At 73.1% G+C, this 17,712-nt stretch carries 17 protein-coding genes; 11 read left to right on the top strand and 6 right to left on the bottom strand.

Annotated features, from left to right (window positions below):
* Positions 1 to 149 precede the first annotated feature (149 nt).
* Positions 150 to 833 carry a response regulator transcription factor gene (locus O1G21_RS35650; RefSeq protein WP_270149617.1) on the top strand — a complete coding sequence of 228 codons (684 nt, stop codon included), beginning with the start codon at positions 150 to 152 and terminating at the stop codon, positions 831 to 833.
* Positions 830 to 2,215: an ATP-binding protein gene (locus O1G21_RS35645; RefSeq protein WP_270149615.1), complete on the top strand. Its 1,386-nt coding sequence runs from the start codon at positions 830 to 832 to the stop codon at positions 2,213 to 2,215. Before O1G21_RS35650 ends, O1G21_RS35645 begins: the two co-directional genes overlap by 4 nt.
* A gap of 107 nt (positions 2,216 to 2,322) precedes the next feature.
* Here O1G21_RS35645 and efeB read toward each other — a convergent pair whose 3' ends face one another.
* The 3 genes from efeB to O1G21_RS35630 all read right to left on the bottom strand — a co-directional run bounded on the left by efeB (position 2,323) and on the right by O1G21_RS35630 (position 6,282).
* Positions 2,323 to 3,675 carry an iron uptake transporter deferrochelatase/peroxidase subunit gene (gene efeB / locus O1G21_RS35640; protein ID WP_270149614.1) on the bottom strand — a complete coding sequence of 451 codons (1,353 nt, stop codon included), beginning with the start codon at positions 3,673 to 3,675 and terminating at the stop codon, positions 2,323 to 2,325.
* Positions 3,675 to 5,717, bottom strand: coding sequence for an iron uptake transporter permease EfeU (gene efeU, locus O1G21_RS35635; protein WP_270149613.1), 2,043 nt, complete (start codon positions 5,715 to 5,717; stop codon positions 3,675 to 3,677). Before efeU ends, efeB begins: the two co-directional genes overlap by 1 nt.
* 238 nt (positions 5,718 to 5,955) lie before the next feature.
* Positions 5,956 to 6,282, bottom strand: coding sequence for a hypothetical protein (locus tag O1G21_RS35630; protein ID WP_270149612.1), 327 nt, complete (start codon positions 6,280 to 6,282; stop codon positions 5,956 to 5,958).
* A gap of 407 nt (positions 6,283 to 6,689) precedes the next feature.
* Between O1G21_RS35630 and qcrB the strand changes: the two genes are divergently transcribed.
* The gene (gene qcrB / locus O1G21_RS35625) at positions 6,690 to 8,315 is read left to right on the top strand and encodes a cytochrome bc1 complex cytochrome b subunit (protein ID WP_270151434.1); all 1,626 of its coding nucleotides are present in this window, start codon (positions 6,690 to 6,692) and stop codon (positions 8,313 to 8,315) included.
* Positions 8,316 to 8,381: 66 nt separating this feature from the next.
* Here qcrB and O1G21_RS35620 read toward each other — a convergent pair whose 3' ends face one another.
* Complete coding sequence (locus tag O1G21_RS35620; RefSeq protein WP_270149611.1) at positions 8,382 to 8,780, bottom strand: hypothetical protein; 399 nt, start codon at positions 8,778 to 8,780, stop codon at positions 8,382 to 8,384.
* Between the two features lie 198 nt (positions 8,781 to 8,978).
* On the opposite strand from O1G21_RS35620, the gene O1G21_RS35615 reads away from it, so the two are divergent.
* From O1G21_RS35615 to O1G21_RS35595, 5 genes are all read left to right on the top strand, one after another.
* Positions 8,979 to 9,611: an acyl-CoA-like ligand-binding transcription factor gene (locus tag O1G21_RS35615; RefSeq protein ID WP_270149610.1), complete on the top strand. Its 633-nt coding sequence runs from the start codon at positions 8,979 to 8,981 to the stop codon at positions 9,609 to 9,611.
* Between the two features lies 1 nt (position 9,612).
* Entirely contained in the window at positions 9,613 to 11,262 is a 1,650-nt protein-coding gene (locus tag O1G21_RS35610; RefSeq protein ID WP_270149609.1) for an FAD-dependent monooxygenase, read from the top strand.
* 72 nt (positions 11,263 to 11,334) lie between these two features.
* On the top strand, positions 11,335 to 11,685 hold the full coding sequence (locus O1G21_RS35605; RefSeq protein ID WP_270149608.1) for a hypothetical protein: 351 nt from the start codon (positions 11,335 to 11,337) through the stop codon (positions 11,683 to 11,685).
* Positions 11,686 to 11,776: 91 nt separating this feature from the next.
* Positions 11,777 to 12,433 (top strand): NADPH-dependent F420 reductase, encoded by a 657-nt coding sequence (locus tag O1G21_RS35600; protein ID WP_270149607.1) that lies wholly within the window; start codon positions 11,777 to 11,779, stop codon positions 12,431 to 12,433.
* Between the two features lie 78 nt (positions 12,434 to 12,511).
* A complete protein-coding gene (locus O1G21_RS35595) occupies positions 12,512 to 12,943 on the top strand; it encodes a YchJ family protein (RefSeq protein ID WP_270149606.1) in 432 nt (143 codons plus the stop codon).
* Between the two features lie 21 nt (positions 12,944 to 12,964).
* On the opposite strand, the gene O1G21_RS35590 is transcribed toward O1G21_RS35595, so the two are convergent.
* Positions 12,965 to 13,969 (bottom strand): polysaccharide deacetylase family protein, encoded by a 1,005-nt coding sequence (locus O1G21_RS35590; RefSeq protein ID WP_270149605.1) that lies wholly within the window; start codon positions 13,967 to 13,969, stop codon positions 12,965 to 12,967.
* A 233-nt stretch (positions 13,970 to 14,202) separates the two neighbouring features.
* On the opposite strand from O1G21_RS35590, the gene O1G21_RS35585 reads away from it, so the two are divergent.
* Together O1G21_RS35585 and O1G21_RS35580 are read left to right on the top strand one after the other, a co-directional pair.
* Entirely contained in the window at positions 14,203 to 14,736 is a 534-nt protein-coding gene (locus O1G21_RS35585; protein WP_270149604.1) for a GNAT family N-acetyltransferase, read from the top strand.
* Positions 14,723 to 14,938, top strand: coding sequence for a hypothetical protein (locus O1G21_RS35580; RefSeq protein ID WP_270149603.1), 216 nt, complete (start codon positions 14,723 to 14,725; stop codon positions 14,936 to 14,938). Before O1G21_RS35585 ends, O1G21_RS35580 begins: the two co-directional genes overlap by 14 nt.
* On the opposite strand, the gene O1G21_RS35575 is transcribed toward O1G21_RS35580, so the two are convergent.
* Positions 14,914 to 15,819, bottom strand: coding sequence for a carbohydrate kinase family protein (locus O1G21_RS35575; protein ID WP_270149602.1), 906 nt, complete (start codon positions 15,817 to 15,819; stop codon positions 14,914 to 14,916). The genes O1G21_RS35580 and O1G21_RS35575 overlap by 25 nt on opposite strands.
* A 341-nt stretch (positions 15,820 to 16,160) precedes the next feature.
* Between O1G21_RS35575 and O1G21_RS35570 the strand changes: the two genes are divergently transcribed.
* A complete protein-coding gene (locus O1G21_RS35570) occupies positions 16,161 to 17,681 on the top strand; it encodes a M1 family metallopeptidase (RefSeq protein ID WP_270149601.1) in 1,521 nt (506 codons plus the stop codon).
* The last annotated feature ends 31 nt before the right edge of the window (positions 17,682 to 17,712 follow it).

The raw sequence follows: 17,712 nt of genomic DNA, 5'->3' as shown, positions 1-17,712 counted from the left end.
GGGGCGTGCCGACACGTACCGGCGGCCCGCCCGGCGGCGCGCCACCGTGTGGCCACCGTACGCCTGCGAAGCAGCGCGCGAAACCCGCGGCGGCCGGGAACCGCGCCCCGCTCTCCACTGCCGTGAGCACGCCAGGGAGAATCTCCCCCATGACCCACACCGTGCTGATCGCCGAGGACGACCGCGCCATCCGCGACTCGCTCACCCGCGCCCTGACGCTGGAGGGCTACCGGGTGCGGATAGCCGCCGACGGCACCCAGACCCTCGCCGTCCTCGCCGAGCAGCGCCCGGACGTCCTGGTCCTCGACGTGATGATGCCCGCGCCGGACGGTCTGGAGGTCTGCCGCCGGCTGCGCGCCGCCGGCGACCGGACCCCGGTGCTGATGCTCACCGCCCGGGTCGAGGTCCCGGACCGGATCGCCGGGCTGGACGCCGGGGCCGACGACTACCTGGTCAAGCCCTTCGACGTGGAGGAGCTGTTCGCCCGCCTGCGCGCCCTGCTGCGCCGCAACCCCCCGCCCGAGAGCACCGAGGACGTGCTGACCGTCGCCGACCTGCGGGTCGAACCGCCCGCCCGGCGGGCCTGGCGCGGCGGACGGGAACTGGAGCTGTCCCGCACCGAGTTCGACCTGCTGGAGCTGCTCGCCCGCAACGCCGGCGCCGTCCTCGACCAGACCACCCTGTACGAGCGGATCTGGGGCTACGACTTCGGTCCCGGCTCGAAGAACCTCGCGGTGTTCATCGGCTACCTGCGGCGCAAGCTCGACCGTCCCGGCCTCGCCCCGCTGATCCACACCGTCCGCGGCGTCGGCTACACGCTGCGCGAGCCGTGACCGGCCGCGCGGGCGACCGCGCCCGGCTGCCCCGCCCCGGCCTGCGCACCACCCTCTCGCTCGCCTTCGCCGCGATGGCGGCGCTGGTCGCGGTCCTGATCGGCACGCTCGGCTACCGCGCCGCGGCCGCCCTGATCCGGGACGACGAGGCGGACGACTTCAACTCCGCCGTCCACGCGGTGAGCGGCCAGGTCGACCGCGAGAAGCTGTTCCCGGGGGACTTCAACGGCCCGAGCGGGCTGAGCGAGCAGTTGCTGCACCCGATCCGGGTCACCGCGCAGGCGCTCGACCCCAACGGGGCCGTCCTGCCGGGCACCGCCCACGTCGACCTGCCGATCACCCCGGACGACCGCGAGCTCGCCCGTACCGACGCTGTCGGACGGACGGTGACCGACGTGCGCCACCTCCCCGGCGCCACCTGGCGGGTGGGCGTGGTCTCGCTCGGCGGCGGCCGCGGCGCGGTCCAGGTCGTGCAGCGACTCGACGACTTCGAGCAGTTGCTGGCGCGGCTGCGCATCCAGATGGTGGCCGTGGTGGCCGCTGTCGTGCTGGTGGCGGGCGGGGCCGGCCGGCTGGTCGCCGGGCGGATCACCGGCCGGCTGGTCAGGCTCACCGACGCCGCCGAACTGGTCGCCTCCAGCGGCCGGTTGGACGTCCCGGTGCCCGCCGCCGGAACGGACGAGGTGGGCCGGCTCGGCCGCGCCTTCGACCGGATGCTGGGCCGCCTCGCCACCGCCAAGGAGAACCAGCGCCGGCTCGTCCAGGACGCCGGGCACGAACTGCGCACCCCGCTGACCAGCCTGCGCACCAACCTCTCGGTGCTGCCCAGCATCGACCGGCTGCCGCCCGCCGAACGCACCGCGCTGCTCGCCGACCTGGAGGAGGAGGCCCGGGGGCTGACCCAGCTGGTGGAGGAGCTGGTGGCGCTCGCGGCGGACCGCAAGGCGGACGAGGACCCGGTCGAGGTGGTGCTGGCGGAGGTGGTGCACGCGGCCGCCGCCCGGGCCCGCCGGCACAGCGACCGGGAGATCACCGTGCACGCGGACGACACCGTCGTTCTCGCCCACCCGGACGCGCTGGCCCGCGCGGTGAGCAACCTGCTGGACAACGCGGCCAAGTTCGACCCGGCCGGGACGTCCCCGATCGAGGTGGTGGCGCGCGGCTCACGGGTCGAGGTCCGCGACCGGGGCCCGGGCATCGACGAGGCCGACCTCGACCGGGTCTTCGACCGCTTCTACCGGGCCACCGCCGCCCGCAGCCTGCCCGGTTCGGGTCTGGGCCTGGCCATCGTGGCCGAGGTGGCCCGCTCGCACGGCGGCACCGCCTTCGCCGCCAACCGGGAGGGCGGCGGCGCGGTGATCGGCTTCACCCTCGGCAGCTGAACCGGCCGGAAAACCTGAACCGGCCGGAAATCCTGAACCGGCCGGAAGACAGCCGACACGAACGGGCCCGGTGCGCAGCAGCACCGGGCCCGTTCGCGGTGTCACCCTCAGACGGCGGCCAGCAGCCCCCGCCCGAGCCAGTCGGCCTCGTCCTTCACGCCCGGCAGGACGAAGAAGTACCCGCCACCGGTCGGCGAGATGTAGTCCACCAGCGGCTCGTCGATCAGCCGGGTCTGGGTGGCCTCGAACTGCCGCACCACGTCCTGCTGGTAGCAGCAGAACACCAGACCCATGTCCAGGTCGCCCGCCTTGTCGATGCCCCGGTCGTAGTTGAAACCGCGGCGCAGGATGCGCGAGGTGTCGGTGTCGGCGGTGCGCGGGTTGGCCAGGCGGATGTGCGCGTTGAGCGGGATCGCCTTGCCGTCCGGGTCCTTGCCGTAGTCCGGCGCGTCGTTCTCCTGGTGGCCGTCCAGCGGCGCGCCGGTGTCGCGGCGGCGGCCGAACATCTTCTCCTGCTCGCTGAGCTTGACCCGGTCCCAGAACTCGATCAGCATCCGGATGATCCGGATCACCTGGTAGCTGCCGCCGGTCGCCCAGGCGGGCTCGCCCATGCCGTCGTTGACCCAGATCAGCCGGTCCATCTCCCGGGCGGAGGTGGTGTCCGGGTTGACTATGCCGTCCTTGAAGCCGAGCAGGTTGCGCTGGGCGCCGTCCGGGCGGGACTGGTTCTGGAAGCCGTCGATCCGCCAGAGGATCTGCAACCCGCCGCGGGTGTGCCGGGTGATGTCGCGCAGCGCGTGCAGCACGGTGTCCTGCCGGTCGGCGCAGATCTGCAGCGAGAGGTCGCCGTGCAGTTCGCCGGGCTGGAGGTTGTCGTTGGGGAAGGTCTTCATCGGCGTCAGCTTGACCGGCTTGGCCTTGGCCAGCCCGTAGCGGTCGTCGAACAGCGAGGCGCCGACGCCGACGGTGACGGTGAGGTTGTCGGTGGGCACGACGGGGCCGAGGATGCCGCTGTCGGACGGCGGGGCGCCGACGCCGAGGTCGGGCGGGGTGCCGCCGGCGGTGAGGAAGCGGATCCGCTCGGTCAGGGTCCGGAACAGGTCCTCCAGGCCCTTGCGGTCCTGGGCGATCACCTGGCACGAGACGAAGGCCGCGTAGCCGGGGGCCGGGGTGGTGATGCCGGCCTGGTGGGCGCCGTGGAACGGGACGGCCCCGGTCCTGGTCTGGTGGGTGTCCCCGGCGGCGGCCGGCTCGGCCCCGAGGCTGAACGCCCCGCCGGCCAGGACGGCGGCCCCGGCGCCCGCGCCGAGCGCGGCCCGGACGAAGCTGCGCCGGGCCGGACCGGCCGGGCAGCCGCCCTGCTCGACGACCGGCTCGGCAGCGGCGGAGGCGGCGGAGACGGGGGCGGCAGCGGCGTGCGGGAACGGGCAGGAGCCGGCGGCTGCGGTGTGGTCGGTCATCAGGCGGCCTTCCGGATCTCGAGCAGGGCGGGGATGGGCGAGAGGTCTTCGAGCAGCTGGCCGGTGGCGCCGTTCAGCTGGCGCCGGGCGTCGGCGGGCAGCTTGTCGAGCGGGGTCCAGCCGTCGGCGGTGTGGGCGGCGGCGACCAGGTCCCCGACCCGCTTCATCCCGGCGTTGACCTTGATCAGCACCTGCGGGTCGCGCTCGTCGAGCAGCGGCTGCAGCAGGGTCAGCAGCTCCTGGGTACCGGCCAGGTTGGCCTGGGTGGTGGCCAGGTTGGTGCCGCTGCCCATGTCGGTGTCGCCGGTCAGCTCGAACTGGAGGGTGTTCTCCAGGATCTCGTGGGCGCGCAGCGGCAGGTCGCCCGGGTCGAAGTCCTGGCTGGGGAAGTCGTGCACCAGCTTGGCGACGTTCTGGGCGAGCTCGTCGGCGACGGGCGTCAGATCGGCGGCGGACTGGCCGTGCCAGAGGCCGTACTCCAGCCGCAGGAAGCCGGTGAAGCCCGGGTCCTGGGCCTTGTCCGCGTAGCCGTCGGGGCGGCCGTCGATCTTCTTGTCGAGGTCGGCGAAGGTGCCGTAGGCGGCGCCGAGCGAGGCGTACTGCAGGTGGGCGGTGAGCCAGTCGGCCTTGGCGGTGGCGAGGTCGCCCGCCCGCACGTCGGCCTGGATCTTCTGGGTCTGCGTCATCAGGGTCGCGAGGCCCTTGTTGACGTAGTCCTTGTAGCTGTCCAGCGGGGCCTTGAGGTCGTCCTCGGAGACCGGTTTGACGGCCTTGACCTCGGCGCCGCCGGTGACGTGCACGGGGGCGGAGGTGACGGACGTTCCGCCGGTGGGCACGCAGCGCCAGGCGTAGTCGCCGTTGCCGATGGTGGCGGTGAGCGCGCGGGTGGTGCCGGGGGCGAGGCCCTCGATCTCCCCGTAGACGGCGCCGCTGCCCGGGTTGACCAGGTACACCTCGGAGACCTTGTCGCCGGTGTTGTGCATCTGGAACACCTGCTGGCCGGGCTGGGGGCTGCCGAAGCCCTTGCCGCACTCCTTCTCGGAGACCGAGACGGTGGCGGAGCTGTCCTGCTTGCCGTCGCTGACCGCGATCACGGCGCCGGCCACCACGACCGGGACGGCGATCGCCGCGGTCGGCAGCACCCAGCGCGGCCGGCCGGTGCGCACCGGCTGCTCGACCTGCTCCGCGTCGGACCCCGACTCAGCAGGAGCCGCCGCCGGAGCCGCTTTGCTGCCGCGCACACCCTCGATGAAGAGGGTCATCACGATGCTCAGGTAGGCGATGTAGCCGACGACCTGGAGGACCGTCATGGTGACGGTCAGGTTGAGGGTGCCCTGGACCAGCGTGGCGTACCAGGAGGAGGCGTCCAGGTGCCCGCTCAGGTCGAAGGCGTACGTGCTGCCGCCGCCGACCAGCCCGGACTCCTGGAGGTCGCGCAGGCCGTAACCGAGCACGCCCGCGGCGACCAGGATCAGGCCGGCGCCGGTGATGGTGAAGAACCTGGTGAGGTTCATCTTCAGGGCCCGCCGGTACAGGCCCCAGCACAGGCCCACCGAGAGCAGCAGGCCGACGGCGGCACCGATCAGCGGGCCGGTGGACTCCCCGGCGGTGCGGGCGTTGGTCCACAGGAAGAGCGAGGTCTCGAGTCCCTCGCGGGCGACCGCGAGGAAGCTGGTGAACACCAGCGCGCCCGCGCCCATCGTCAGCGAGGCCTGGACCTTCTCCTTCAGGTCGGCGGAGAGGGTGCGCGCGGAGCGGCGCATCCAGAACACCATCGCGGTGACGAAGCCGACCGCGATCAGGCTCAGCACCCCGCCGAACGCCTCCTGGGCGTGGCCGGAGAGGTTGGCGGCGGTGAAGGTGAGCACCGCGCCGAAGCTGAGGCTGAGCGCCATGGCCGCCGCGACGCCCGTCCAGACCTGGGGCGATCTGCCCTTCTGGCCGGCCCGGACCAGCGTGGCGACCAGGATCGACACGATCAGGCCGGCTTCGAGCCCTTCGCGCAGCCCGATCAGAAAGCTGGGAAACGCCTCATCCCACATGCAGCGGGCTCCTCCCCCGGGCCGCCCCGGGTTGTACCTGTCCTCGAGCGCACCGCCGCTGACGGCGGAACGGGCATGGCGAACGCCCCGGACGGAAGGTCCAGGGCGCTTCGCTTAGCTTAGGCAAACCTTAGAGCCGCTGCGGTCAACTGCACCCCGCATTCAGGTAAGGGTTCGGCATGGGAACACCCATGCGCCGGTCAACTCGGCGCGCCACCGCCACCGAGAGGGATCTTCGTCACCCCCACCACTGCTCGGGCGCCGCCTCGGGCTCCGACTCCGGAGGGACCGTCACCGGTTCGGCCCAGCGCACCAGTAGGCCCCCCTCCCCCGTCTCGGTGACCAGAAGGCCTCGTTCCCGCAGGACGAGCGCGGCCGCCCCGACCACCGCCGCCCGCGCCAGGCCGGACGGCGGTCCGTCCGCCTCCACGTCCGGGGACCAGCCGACCACCACCCCCTCGGGGTGTCGGCCGATCGACAGGGGCGAGGCACCCGGCGTGGTGTCGAACCCGGCGCGGGCCAGGGCCTCGGTGACGTCCTCGAAGAGTTCACGGTGATCCACCATTGGCGCAGCGTAGGCCCACCCCCGCACGACGCCCGGACGCGGCACGCACCGACACGCTCCAGCTGCACCCGAGCGCAGCATCGCCCCCGTTGCGCCGACCGGGGCCGACCGATCGGGCGTCAGGAACCCCCGTCCGGCCCGACACGCGCGGCCGGACGGCCCGATGGACGTGCACAGTCGGCCCCCTGCCGACAGCATGACAGAGTAAGCGCTCCATCACCCTGAGCAACGGGTCCAGCGAACCGCCCAGGTCCGCGCGCCGGTCCGCCCGGCGGGCCCGTATCGAGAGGTCCCATGATCACAACACTTCGTCGGCCGGCGTTCCCGCCGGCGGGCCTCCACCACGGCACGCCGGGAACGCCGGGGAGCCCGTCGTGAGCACCGAACTGCAGTCGCAGCCGGGACGGGTGACCAGCAGCACGCGCACCAAGCCGGCCAACAAGGCCGAAGCCCTCGCCGACTGGACCGACGGCCGGCTCGGCATCTACTCCCTCGCCAAGTCCAACCTGCGCAAGATCTTCCCGGACCACTGGTCCTTCATGCTGGGCGAGATCGCGCTCTACACCTTCGTCATCATCATCCTGACCGGCGTCTGGCTGACCATGTTCTTCCAGCCGAGCATGGCCGAGGTCGTCTACGACGGGAAGTACGTGCCGCTCAAGGGCGTCCAGATGTCGCTGGCCTACGCCTCCACCGTCGACATCAGCTTCGACATCCGCGGCGGCCTGCTGATGCGCCAGATCCACCACTGGTCCGCCGTCGTCTTCATCGCCTCGATGCTGACCCACATGCTGCGCGTCTTCTTCACCGGGGCCTTCCGCAAGCCCCGCGAGATCAACTGGGTCTTCGGTGCCCTGCTGCTGATCCTCGGCATGTTCGACGGCTTCATGGGCTACTCGCTGCCCGACGACCTGCTCTCCGGCACCGGCATCCGCTTCATGGAGGGCGCGATCCTGGCCGTTCCCATCGTCGGCAGCTACCTGCAGTTCTTCATCTTCGGCGGGCAGTTCCCCGGCTTCATCATCATCCCCCGGCTGTTCACCGTCCACGTCCTGCTGATCCCGGGCATCATGGTGGGCCTGCTCGCGGCGCACCTGATCCTGGTCTTCTACCACAAGCACACCCAGTTCGCCGGGCCCGGCCGCACCAACGAGAACGTGGTCGGCATGCCGCTGATGCCGGTCTACATGGCCAAGGCGGGCGGCTTCTTCTTCCTGGTCTTCGGCGTGATCGCGGTCATGTCGGCGATCGCCACGATCAACCCGATCTGGGCGTACGGCCCGTACCGGCCCGACCAGGTGTCCACGGACGCCCAGCCCGACTGGTACATGGGCTTCTCCGAGGGCCTGATCCGGGTGATGCCCGGCTGGGAGATCAGCGTCTGGGGCGGCCACACCCTGAACCTCGGGGTGTTCATCCCGCTGCTGGTCTTCCCGACCCTGCTGCTGGTCATCTGGTGCTGGCCGTTCCTGGAGGCCTGGGTCACCGGGGACCGCGGCGAGCACCACATCGCCGACCGTCCGCGCAACCACCCGGTCCGCACCGCCTTCGGCGTGGCCTGGATGGGCCTCTACCTGCTCCTGCTGGCCGGCGGCGGCAACGACCTGCTGGCGACCCACTTCCGCCTGTCCATCAACGTGATCACCTACGCGGTGCGGGCCGGCTTCTTCGCCCTGCCGGTGGTCCTCTTCGTGATCACCAAGCGCTGGTGCCTGGGCCTGCAGCGCCGCGACAAGGAGAAGGTGCTGCACGGCCGGGAGACCGGCGTCATCAACCGGCTGCAGCACGGCGAGTACATCGAGGTGCACGCGCCGCTGCCGCAGGGCCGGCTGTACACCCTCACCGCGCACGAGCAGCCCGAGCCGGTCGTGCTGGAGCCCGAGGTGGACGAGAACGGCGTGGTCCGCCGGGCCGGCCTGTGGACCCGCACCCGGGCCAAGCTGTCCCGCGGCTTCTACGGCGAGGGCAGCCAGATCGCCAAGCCCACCGTCGAGGAGCACGAGGAGATCACCAGCGGCCACGGCCACCACTGATCCCCCGTACGACGAGGGCCCGCTGTGCCGTTGCCGGCGCAGCGGGCCCTCGTCGTGGCGGGGCGCTCAGAGCCGCAGGGCCGCCGGGACGACGGCGAACAGCGCCGCCGCGACGGTGACGGACAGACAGAGTGCCGCCCAGCGGGCGCAGATCCGGCGGCACTCGGCACGGTAGCGGGCGGCCAGTCGGCGGCAGCGCTGGACGGCGCGCTCCACGACCTCCTCGGCGTAGCGCAACCGGTCGGCGGCGTAGGCCTGTTCGAGGCTCTCCCGCTCCGCGTCCGGCAGCCAGGGGAACTGCGCGGCGAAGGCCCGGGCGTCCCGTTCGGCCGCTGCGACCTCGGCCTCCCAGGCCAGGAAGCCCTCGATCCGGGCGATCCCCACTCCGGAGTTCACCCGGCCGCCACCGGCCGGCCCGCCCTGGCGCGGCGCCCGCGCTCGCGGTGGACGCTGTCTGCCACCCATGACCGCTCCTCAAGTCCTGTCGAGTCGTCCGGAATTCCTGCGGGGATGGGCTCCCATCCGGGATCGCTCCGCAATCAGGCAACTACTACCAGCGACGAACCGCAGGTCGCGGGCGGCTCGCCACGGTCCCGGAAGGCCGGAAAAACTTGCGCCATGCGCACTATTGCGTGACGCGCACTTTCTGGGGAGAGTAGTGCCATGACGAACGGGCAGCCCGGTCTGCGGGAACGGAAGAAGGCCGCGACGCGGGAGGCACTGAGCTGGGCGGCACTGTGCCTGGCGGTGGAACGGGGGCTGGAGAACGTCCGGGTGGAGGACATCGCGGCCGCGGCCGGAGTGTCCCCGCGCACCTACAACAACTACTTCTCCAGCAAGGCCGAGGCGATCGTCTTCCGGCACCGCAACCGGATCCTGCGGACCGCCGAGGCCCTACGGGCCCGCCCCGCGGAGGAACCGCTGTGGGAGGCGCTGACCAACTCCTTCGTCGTGCCCTTCGAGGACGCGACCGAGGAGCCGGCCCCGGAGTGGATTGCCGCCGTCCGACTGCTGCTCAGCGAGCCGGCCCTGCAGGCCGAGTTGAGCCGTGGCGGCGCGGAGACGCGGACCGGGCTCGTGGCGGCGATCGCCGCCCGGACCGGAACCGACGCCGCCCGGGACCTCTACCCGAAGCTGGTCGCCTCGGCCGCGCTCTCCGCGATGCAGGTCGCCTACGAGCAGTACCTGACCGCCGAACCGGCGGTGCCGTTCCTGCCGGTGCTCGCCGAGGCACTGCGGCAGCTGGCGGCCGGGCTGCCCGAACCGTCCCGGTCAACCGAACAGAGGGGGATCTGAGATGACCAACGACGTCATCATCGTCGGCGCCGGCCCGGTCGGGCTGTTCCTGGCCTGCGAACTGGCGCTGGCCGGAGTCCAACCGGTGGTGCTGGACCGGCTGCCCGCGCGCTCCGGCGAGCAGAAGGCCAACGGGCTGGTCGGGCAGGTGCTCCGCCTGCTCGACCACCGCGGTCTCCACCAGCCGCTCAGCGGGGTCCCGGGCGCGCCACAGCCCGTACCGCGCTTCGTGTTCGGCGCCTTCCCGCTGGACCTGCACCGGCTCGACCCGAACCCGCTGCACGCCGTGCCCGTCCCGCAGCACCGGGTCGAGGAGGTGCTGGAGGAGCGCGCCCTCGCCCTGGGCGTCACCGTGCACCGCGACCACGAGGTCACCGGCTTCGCCCAGGACGCGACCGGGGTCAGCGTCGACCTCCACGGCCCCGACGGCGCCGGGCAGTTGCGGGCCCGCTACCTGATCGGCGCGGACGGCGGCCGCAGCACCGTCCGCAAGCTGGCCGGGATCGACTTCCCCGGCGTCACCTCGCCCGACCCGGTCTCCCGCGTCGCCCACGTGCTGCCGCCCGAAGGCCTCCGCATGACCGACGGCGGCGAGGTCCTGCTGCCCGGTTGCCCGACCCCGTTCCGCCCGTACACCCACACCCGCACCGAGCACGGCGTGTTCGTCATCTCCCCCTTCAACCCGGACGCCGTCATGATCGCCACCCAGGAGTGGGGCGGCCCGCCGGTGGACCAGGAGGCCCCGCTCACCCTGGACGAGCTGCGCGCCAGCATCCGCCGGGTCACCGGCGCCGACCTCAAGCTCGCGCCCGCCCGTACCGCCGGCCCGTTCACCCCGCGGCGCACCGTCGGCCACAACACCCGGCTCGCCGAGCGTTACCGCGACGGCCGGGTCCTGCTGGTCGGCGACGCCGCCCACGTGCACGCGGCGACCGGCGGTCCCGGCCTCAACCTCGGTCTGCAGGACGCCGCCAACCTCGGCTGGAAGCTGGCCGCCGACCTCCAGGGCTGGGCCCCGCCCGGTCTGCTGGACAGCTACCAGCACGAACGCCGCCCGGTCGGCGAGCGGGTGTTCATGCATTCCCAGGCGCAGACGGCCCTGATGTCCCCCGGCCCGGCGGTCACCGCACTGCGCGCCCTGGTCGGCGAACTGCTCTCCCACGACGACAACCTCGCCCGGATCGCCGCGCTGATGGCGGGCAGCGACGTCCACTACGACACCGACTGCCCGCACCCGCTGGCCGGGGGCTTCACCCCGGAGCTCACCCTCGGCACCCCCCGAAGGGCCCGCCGGTGCCGAAAGGGAGAAGCGAGGGAGCGACGAAGGAGCGACGGAGCGCCGACCGTCGGCACCGGGTCAGGAGGGCCCGGAGGCGAGCGGGCGGACGGCGGCGTCCGCCTCGCCGAACTCGCCCGCGGCGGGCGGCCGTTGCTGCTCGACCTGAGCGGCGGCGGGCTCGGCCTCGCCGACCGGGCGGCGGCCTGGAAGGACCGGGTCGACCTGGTGACCGCCGACTGTTCGCAACCACCGGCCGACGCGCTGCTGCTGCGCCCGGACGGGTACGTCGCCTGGGCCTGCGCCCCCGGGGACGCCGACCCGGAGGGGCTGGACCGGGCGCTGCGCCGCTGGTTCGGTGAACCGCGCGGCTGAGTAGCCGTACCCGGTCGACCTGAGTATCCCGCCCCTGCCGGGGGTCGTGGCCGGGGCCGGACGATGGACGGCATGAGCGAGTCCGCCCACACCGCAGCCGCCCCCAACCGGCCCGTCCACGACCGCTGGTGGCGAGCCCCGTTGATCTCGACAGCGGTCACCCTGATGCTCCTGCCCCCGGCGATCGTGTTCCGGGGACTCGCCGAGATGACCACGGATCCCTGCACGTCCACGGACCCGTGCCCCGCCGTGCCCTACCTGGCCGCCGCCTCCTCCGCCCTGATCGCGGCACAGATCGCGACGGTGCTCCAATGGCCAGCGGCCTGGCTGTTCCGCAGGGCCCGGGTGGCGGTCTCGCTCGCACCGGTGGCAGCCCTGGCGGTGGAGATGATCGCGATCACGAGCGCGGGGAGCGCCCGCTGAACACGGGTTCCGCCCCTCGTGGCAGTGCGTCAACTATCGTCGTCGCGACCGCCCCACGAGGGACGGACGACTTCGAGACGACGGGGAAGAAGTGCGCATCGGAATCATCGGCACCGGCGTGGTCGGGCAGACCCTGGGAACGAAGCTGGTCTCCCTCGGCCACCAGGTGATGCTGGGCTCCCGCACCAAGGACAACGAGAAGGGGCTGGCCTGGACCCGGCAGGCCGGCCCCGGCGGGAGCACCGGAACCTTCGCCGAGGCGGCGGCCTTCGGCGAGGTGGTGCTGAACGCCACCGGTGGGACGGTCTCGCTGGAGGCGCTGCGCGCGGCCGGGGCCGAGCACCTCGCCGGGAAGCTGCTGATCGACGTCTCCAACCCGCTGGTCTTCGGCCCCGACGGCGGCGTCACCCTCGCCCCGGTGAACACCGACAGCGTCGGCGAGCAGATCCAGCGCGAGTTCCCCGAGGCCAGGGTGGTGAAGGCGCTCAACACGCTGAACTGCGCGCTGATGGTCGAGCCGGGCAAGCTGGCCGGCGAGCACAACCTGTTCATCGCCGGGAACGACGCCGGCGCCAAGGCCGAGACCGTCGCACTGCTGGGCGAGTTCGGTTGGCCGGCCGGGTGGATCGTCGACCTCGGCGACATCACCGGCGCCCGGGCGACCGAGATGATGATGCCGTTCTGGCTGCGGATGATGGGCCACTTCGGCAACGCCGAGTTCAACTACTCCTTCAAGCGCCCCCGGTAGGACGCTTCGGGCCCGTCCCTCCCGCTCGGGCGGGGACGGGCCGCGTGCGGCCGCCGACCGTGGGGGAGAATGGACGGCATGTCCCGACGTCGTTCCGCGCCCCGCCCCGCCGCTCCCCGGCTCCTGCCGTCCTCCCCGTGCCCGTGCGGCCTGCCCGCCGCCTACGGCGACTGCTGCGGCCGGCTGCACCGAGGCCAGGCCAAGGCCACCACCGCCGAGTCGCTGATGCGCTCCCGGTTCAGCGCCTTCGCCGCCCAGGACGAGGCCTACCTGCTGCGCACCTGGCACCCGGACACCCGGCCCGCCGAGGTCGACTTCGACCCGGCGCTGCGCTGGACCCGGCTGGAGGTGGTCTCCACCAGCGAGGGCGGCGCCTTCCACGCCGAGGGCACCGTCGCCTTCCGGGCGCACTGGACCGAGGGCGGCGAGGAGGGCGTGCTCACCGAACACAGCCGGTTCGTCCGGTACGAGGGCGCCTGGGTGTACCTCGACGCGCTCTCGCTCGGCTGAGGCCGTCCTCGCGGGTGGTCGTCAGAGGTAGTCGTCCAGGCGGCCCAGCGAGAAGCCGGCCGCGGTGACCTCGTTGACCACCTTGCGCAGCAGGTCCGGCATGGTGGCCTTCCAGTCGGAGACGCCGCGGAAGTGGGTGAGGATGATGTCGCCCGGGTGGAGCTTGCGGTCGTCGTAGCGCCACTCCATGTGGTCCGGGAAGGCCTCCTCGTTCCACAGCGGCACCGCCTGCACCCCGCAGGAGGCGGCCGCGCGCAGGGTGTCGTCGTTGTACTCGCCGTACGGGGGCCGGAACAGCCGGGGGCGGACGCCGATCTGCTTCTCCAGCTGGTCCTGCTGGTCGCAGATCTCCTGGCGCTGGGTCTCGTAGTCGAGGACCTTGAGGTCGCGGTGGTTGATCGTGTGGTTGTTGATCTCCACGCCCTGCTTGTGCAGGTCCCGGAAGTAGCCGTAGTTGTCGCGGACGAGGTAGTCGGAGAGGAAGGCGCTGAACGGGATGCCCAGTTCCCGGGCCATCCGGGAGAACTCCGGGTCCTTCTCGTCGCCGTCGTCGATGGTCAGGAAGACCACCTTGTCCTCCGTCGGCACCCGGAACACCACGGGCGGGCGGCCGTCCTTCAGTTTGACGCCCTGCACCGGGGTGAGCACGGTCCTGGTCGCCGGGCGGGGCGGGGCCTTCAGCGGTGGGCGGTCCAGGCCCCAGTGCTGCGCGGCCTCCAGGGCGGCGCGGGCCGCGTCCGCCTGGCGGGCGACCGCCTCGCGGCTGCTCTCCTCCTCCTGCCGGGCCAGCCCGGGGAGCACCGGCGGCACGGCGGGCGGGCGGGCCGCGCCGCGGTCGTCGGCCTCGGACGCTGCCGGGTCTTCGGCGGCCGCCCCGGTAACGGCTCCCTCGGCGGCGGCTTCCTCGGCGGCGGCTCCGACGGCGGCTCCCACCGCGGAGGCTTCGGCGGAGGGGTCGGGCTCCGGCTGGGCGGCGGGTCCGGCGCAGCCGGCGACCACGGCGGCGAGGCAGACGGCGGCGAGCACGCCGGTCCGTGCGCCGCTCCGCTTCTGACTTCCCCTCAGGCCTGCACTAATGCGACAAACTGATGGTCCGTTCATGGCTGCACTGCTCCCCCGCCGTGCAGCCCCGCCAATCCCCCCATCACCCACCCGGGGCAACGGCACGCCGATCGCCTTGCCGTTCCTTTGCCGAATCCTCCGGAACCGGCACGAAAAACCCTTTGCGGTCACCGCCTGCGGGAGCGGATCATGCGCGCATGACCGACACCGCGCCCAGCCCCTCCGGCCTCTGGACCATCACCACGGCCGACGTGACCTCCCCAGAGGCCGAGGCGCTGCTGCGCGAGTACTACTACGAGGTGGCCAACCGCTACTACCGCCTCCACCTGGGCCGGGAGGGCACCCCGGAGCAGCTGGCGGCCGGCCTCGCCGACTCGCCCAGCCGCGACCTGGCAGCCCCCACCGGCCTCTTCCTACTCGGCCGCTATGACGGCGCCGCCCAGTCCTGCGCCGGCCTGCGGCGCCACGACGCCACGACGGTCGAGCTCACCCGCGTCTTCGTCCGCCCCGGCCTGCGCGGCACCGGCGGCGGCGCCCGGCTGCTCGCCGCCGTCGACGAGGCCGCACGCACAATGGGCGCCGAGCGGATCGTCCTCGACACCCGCCTCGACCTGGTCGAGGCCCGCGCGCTGTACCTGCGCCACGGCTACCGGGAGATACCGGCCTACGGCGACCCCGGGCCCTACGCCGAGATCTGGTACGGCAAGGACCTCACCGATGCCGATCGGTAAGGGAGTTGAGCCGGTGGACACCGACTTCGCCCGGCGCTGCGCGGCCGCGGGCCGGGCGCTGGATCCCTACGTCGGGCACTTCATCGAACGGATCTCGCTCACGGCCGGCCGGACCGAGGACTCCCTGGACGTGGCGCTCCACGCCGGACCCAGCCGGCCGCAGGCCCTGACCGCGGTCTACACCACCTCGGCGTCCGCATAGCGGGCCAGGGCGTGCGCCAACTCGGCGGCCGAGGGCGGGTTGGCGCCGGGCCGGGAGACGGTCACGGCGGCGGCGGTGACGGCCTGGGTGAGGCAGTCGGTGAGGTCGGCGCCGCAGGCACGGGCGTGCAGGAAGGCGGCCATGAAGGAGTCACCGGCGCCGACGGTGTCCGCGACCGGCACCGGGACGGCCGCCGCATGCTCGCGGCCGCCCTCGGCGGTCAGCGCGAAGGCGCCGTCCGCGCCGAGGGTCACGGCGACCACGGCGGGGCCGAGGGTGAGCCAGCGCTCGGCCACCGCCTCGGCGGGTTCGCCCGGGTAGAGCCAGGCGAGGTCCTCGTCGCTCGCCTTGACCAGGTCGCTGAGCGCCACGCAGCGCTCGACCCGGCGGACGGCCTCCGCCCGCTCGCCCATCAGTGCCGGGCGCACGTTCGGGTCGTAGCTGACCTGCGCCCGGCCGCGCCAGCGCTCCACCAGGGCCAGCACCGCCGCCGCGCCCGGTTCGGTGACCGCGCCGATCGAGCCGAGGTGGATCGCGGCGGGGGCGGCGGCCGGCTCGGTCGGCGGGAGGGTCCAACCGATGTCGAAGGCGTACTGCGCCCGACCCTGCCCGTCCAGCCGCACCACCGCCGAGGGCGTCCGAGCCACCTCGGCGGCCCGGACCTCCACCCCGGCCGACTCCAGGTGCGCGCGGATCAGCCGCCCGTTGGCGTCCGGCCCCAGTTCGGTGAGCAGCACGGCCGGGCGGCCCAGCCGGGCCAGGCCGTACGCGAGGTTGGCCGGGCTGCCGCCGGGGTGCACCCGGTCGGGGGCGCCGTCGGTGCGCACGATGTCGGCGACGCACTCGCCGATCACCAGAACGGGTGAAGCGGGGCTGGTCACGGCGGCTCCTGGCATCCGGTTCGCGGGCGTCGTCTCGGGCGCCAGCCTACGGCGTGTCCTACGGGGTGCGTCCGGGGTGCCGTCAGAGCGCATGAGTACGGCCGCCGGACCTGGCCAGGTTCTCCGACGGCCGTGGCTCCGTCCGTCAGGGGGCGAAGCACTTCGAACGTTAGCCCCGGCTCGCGGGCGCCGCCAGCAGCGTGGTCCATCCGGGGGATGTGCGTCTGTCGGCACGGTTCGGATCGAACCCGCCCGGTCGGGTCTGACGGTCCACTAGCATCCGTGCCCGGAGCGTCGCGCGTACCGCCGCACCGACCCCGGCCCTCCGTCTCCGAAGTGTGGTGATCGCCCTGCTCAGGTCCCGTGTCGGCCTCGCCCTGTCGCTGGTGCTCAGTGCGGCGCTGCTGTCCGCGAGCGTCCCGTCGGCCACCGCCGTGGACGGGCTGGGCGATCCGGTCTTCCCCACGCTCGGCAACACCGGGTACCGCGCGCTCGCCTACGACCTGTCCTTCGAGTACCGGGCCGACACCCGGACCGTGGACGCCACCGCGGTGATCACCGCCCGGCTCTCCCGTACGCTCCCCAGCCTGTCGCTGGACTCGCTCGGGCTGAACGTGCGCACCGTCCGGGTCGACGGGCGCCCGGCCCGGTTCACCGCCCACGACGAGAAGCTGACCGTCACCCCGGCGCGGCCGCTGCACCGCGGCGGCACCGCGCGGCTGACCTTCGAGTACTCCGCCGACCCGCGCGCCGCGCTCCCCCACACCGGCTGGGTGCCGACCCCCGACGGCTTCGCGGTGGCCGGCCAACCGGCCAGCGCGCACACCGTCTTCCCCTGCAACGACCGCCCGAGCGACAAGGCCCGCTTCACCATCGCGGTGACCGCGCCGGACGCGCTCCTCGGCGTCGCCAACGGGGAGTTGGCGCAGACCGAACGGCTCGACGACGGTCGCACCACCCGGCGGTACGTCTCGCGCGAGCCGATGGCCACCGAACTCGTCCAGGTGTCGGTCGGCGACTACGCCGTCCGCGAGCGCCCCGGCCCGCACGGACTGCCGCTGCGCGACGTCGTCCCGACCGCCCGGGTCGCCGAGCTGGCCCCCGCGCTCGACCTCACCGCCGACCAACTCCGGTGGGCCGAGCAGCACTTGGGGTCGTTCCCGTTCGAGTCCTACGGCATCCTGCCGGCCAACACCGACGACCCGGCGGCCTTCGCCTTCACCGGGCTGGAGACCCAGACCCTCACCCTCTACAAGCCCGGCTTCCTGCGCCAGGCCGAGCCGGCGATCGGCTCGCACATGATGCACGAGCTGGTGCACTCCTGGTTCGGCGACAGCGTCTCCCCCGCCACCTGGGCCGACCTCTGGCTCAACGAGGGCCACGCCGACTACTACGGCCTCCTCTACCGCTACGAGCGCGGCTGGCCCGACGCCTGGGGCCACACCACCCTGGTCGACCGGATGCGCATGCTGTACGGCCTCGGCGACCAGTGGCGGCACGACGCCGGGCCGGTCGCCTCCCCCACCGCCGACAACCTCTTCGACAGCCAGCGGTACACCGGCGGGGCGCTGGTGCTGTTCGCGCTGCGGGAGAAGGTCGGGGCGGCGACCTTCGACCGGATCGAGCGCACCTTCCTGCGCGAGCACCGCTACGGCACCGCGACCACCCGGGACTACGTGCGCACCGCCTCCGAGGTCTCGGGGCAGGACCTCAGCGGCTTCCTGGACGACTGGCTGTACGGGCGGCGCACCCCACCGATGCCGGGGCACCCGGACTGGACCGTGGCACCGGTGTCCGACGCCCCGGCCGCCGGCGCGCGGGCGGCCGTTCCCGGCGCGGCGGAGGGATCGGGGACGATCTGAGGCGTTTCGCGGCCCCTGATCGCCTTTCGGA

The sequence above is a fragment of the Kitasatospora cathayae genome (genome assembly GCF_027627435.1).
Classification (GTDB): Bacteria; Actinomycetota; Actinomycetes; order Streptomycetales; family Streptomycetaceae; genus Kitasatospora; species Kitasatospora cathayae.
This window is presented reverse-complemented; position numbering and strand designations above follow the sequence as displayed.

What these genes read in the sequence shown, in the direction of transcription:
- O1G21_RS35650 (WP_270149617.1), top strand. Translation starts at nt 150, where the DNA reads ATGACCCACACCGTGCTGATCGCCGAGGACGACCGCGCCATCCGCGAC.
- efeB (WP_270149614.1), bottom strand. Translation starts at nt 3,675, where the DNA reads ATGACCGACCACACCGCAGCCGCCGGCTCCTGCCCGTTCCCGCACGCC.
- efeU (WP_270149613.1), bottom strand. Translation starts at nt 5,717, where the DNA reads ATGTGGGATGAGGCGTTTCCCAGCTTTCTGATCGGGCTGCGCGAAGGG.
- O1G21_RS35630 (WP_270149612.1), bottom strand. Translation starts at nt 6,282, where the DNA reads ATGGTGGATCACCGTGAACTCTTCGAGGACGTCACCGAGGCCCTGGCC.
- O1G21_RS35620 (WP_270149611.1), bottom strand. Translation starts at nt 8,780, where the DNA reads ATGGGTGGCAGACAGCGTCCACCGCGAGCGCGGGCGCCGCGCCAGGGC.
- O1G21_RS35615 (WP_270149610.1), top strand. Translation starts at nt 8,979, where the DNA reads ATGACGAACGGGCAGCCCGGTCTGCGGGAACGGAAGAAGGCCGCGACG.
- O1G21_RS35610 (WP_270149609.1), top strand. Translation starts at nt 9,613, where the DNA reads ATGACCAACGACGTCATCATCGTCGGCGCCGGCCCGGTCGGGCTGTTC.
- O1G21_RS35605 (WP_270149608.1), top strand. Translation starts at nt 11,335, where the DNA reads ATGAGCGAGTCCGCCCACACCGCAGCCGCCCCCAACCGGCCCGTCCAC.
- O1G21_RS35595 (WP_270149606.1), top strand. Translation starts at nt 12,512, where the DNA reads ATGTCCCGACGTCGTTCCGCGCCCCGCCCCGCCGCTCCCCGGCTCCTG.
- O1G21_RS35585 (WP_270149604.1), top strand. Translation starts at nt 14,203, where the DNA reads ATGACCGACACCGCGCCCAGCCCCTCCGGCCTCTGGACCATCACCACG.
- O1G21_RS35580 (WP_270149603.1), top strand. Translation starts at nt 14,723, where the DNA reads ATGCCGATCGGTAAGGGAGTTGAGCCGGTGGACACCGACTTCGCCCGG.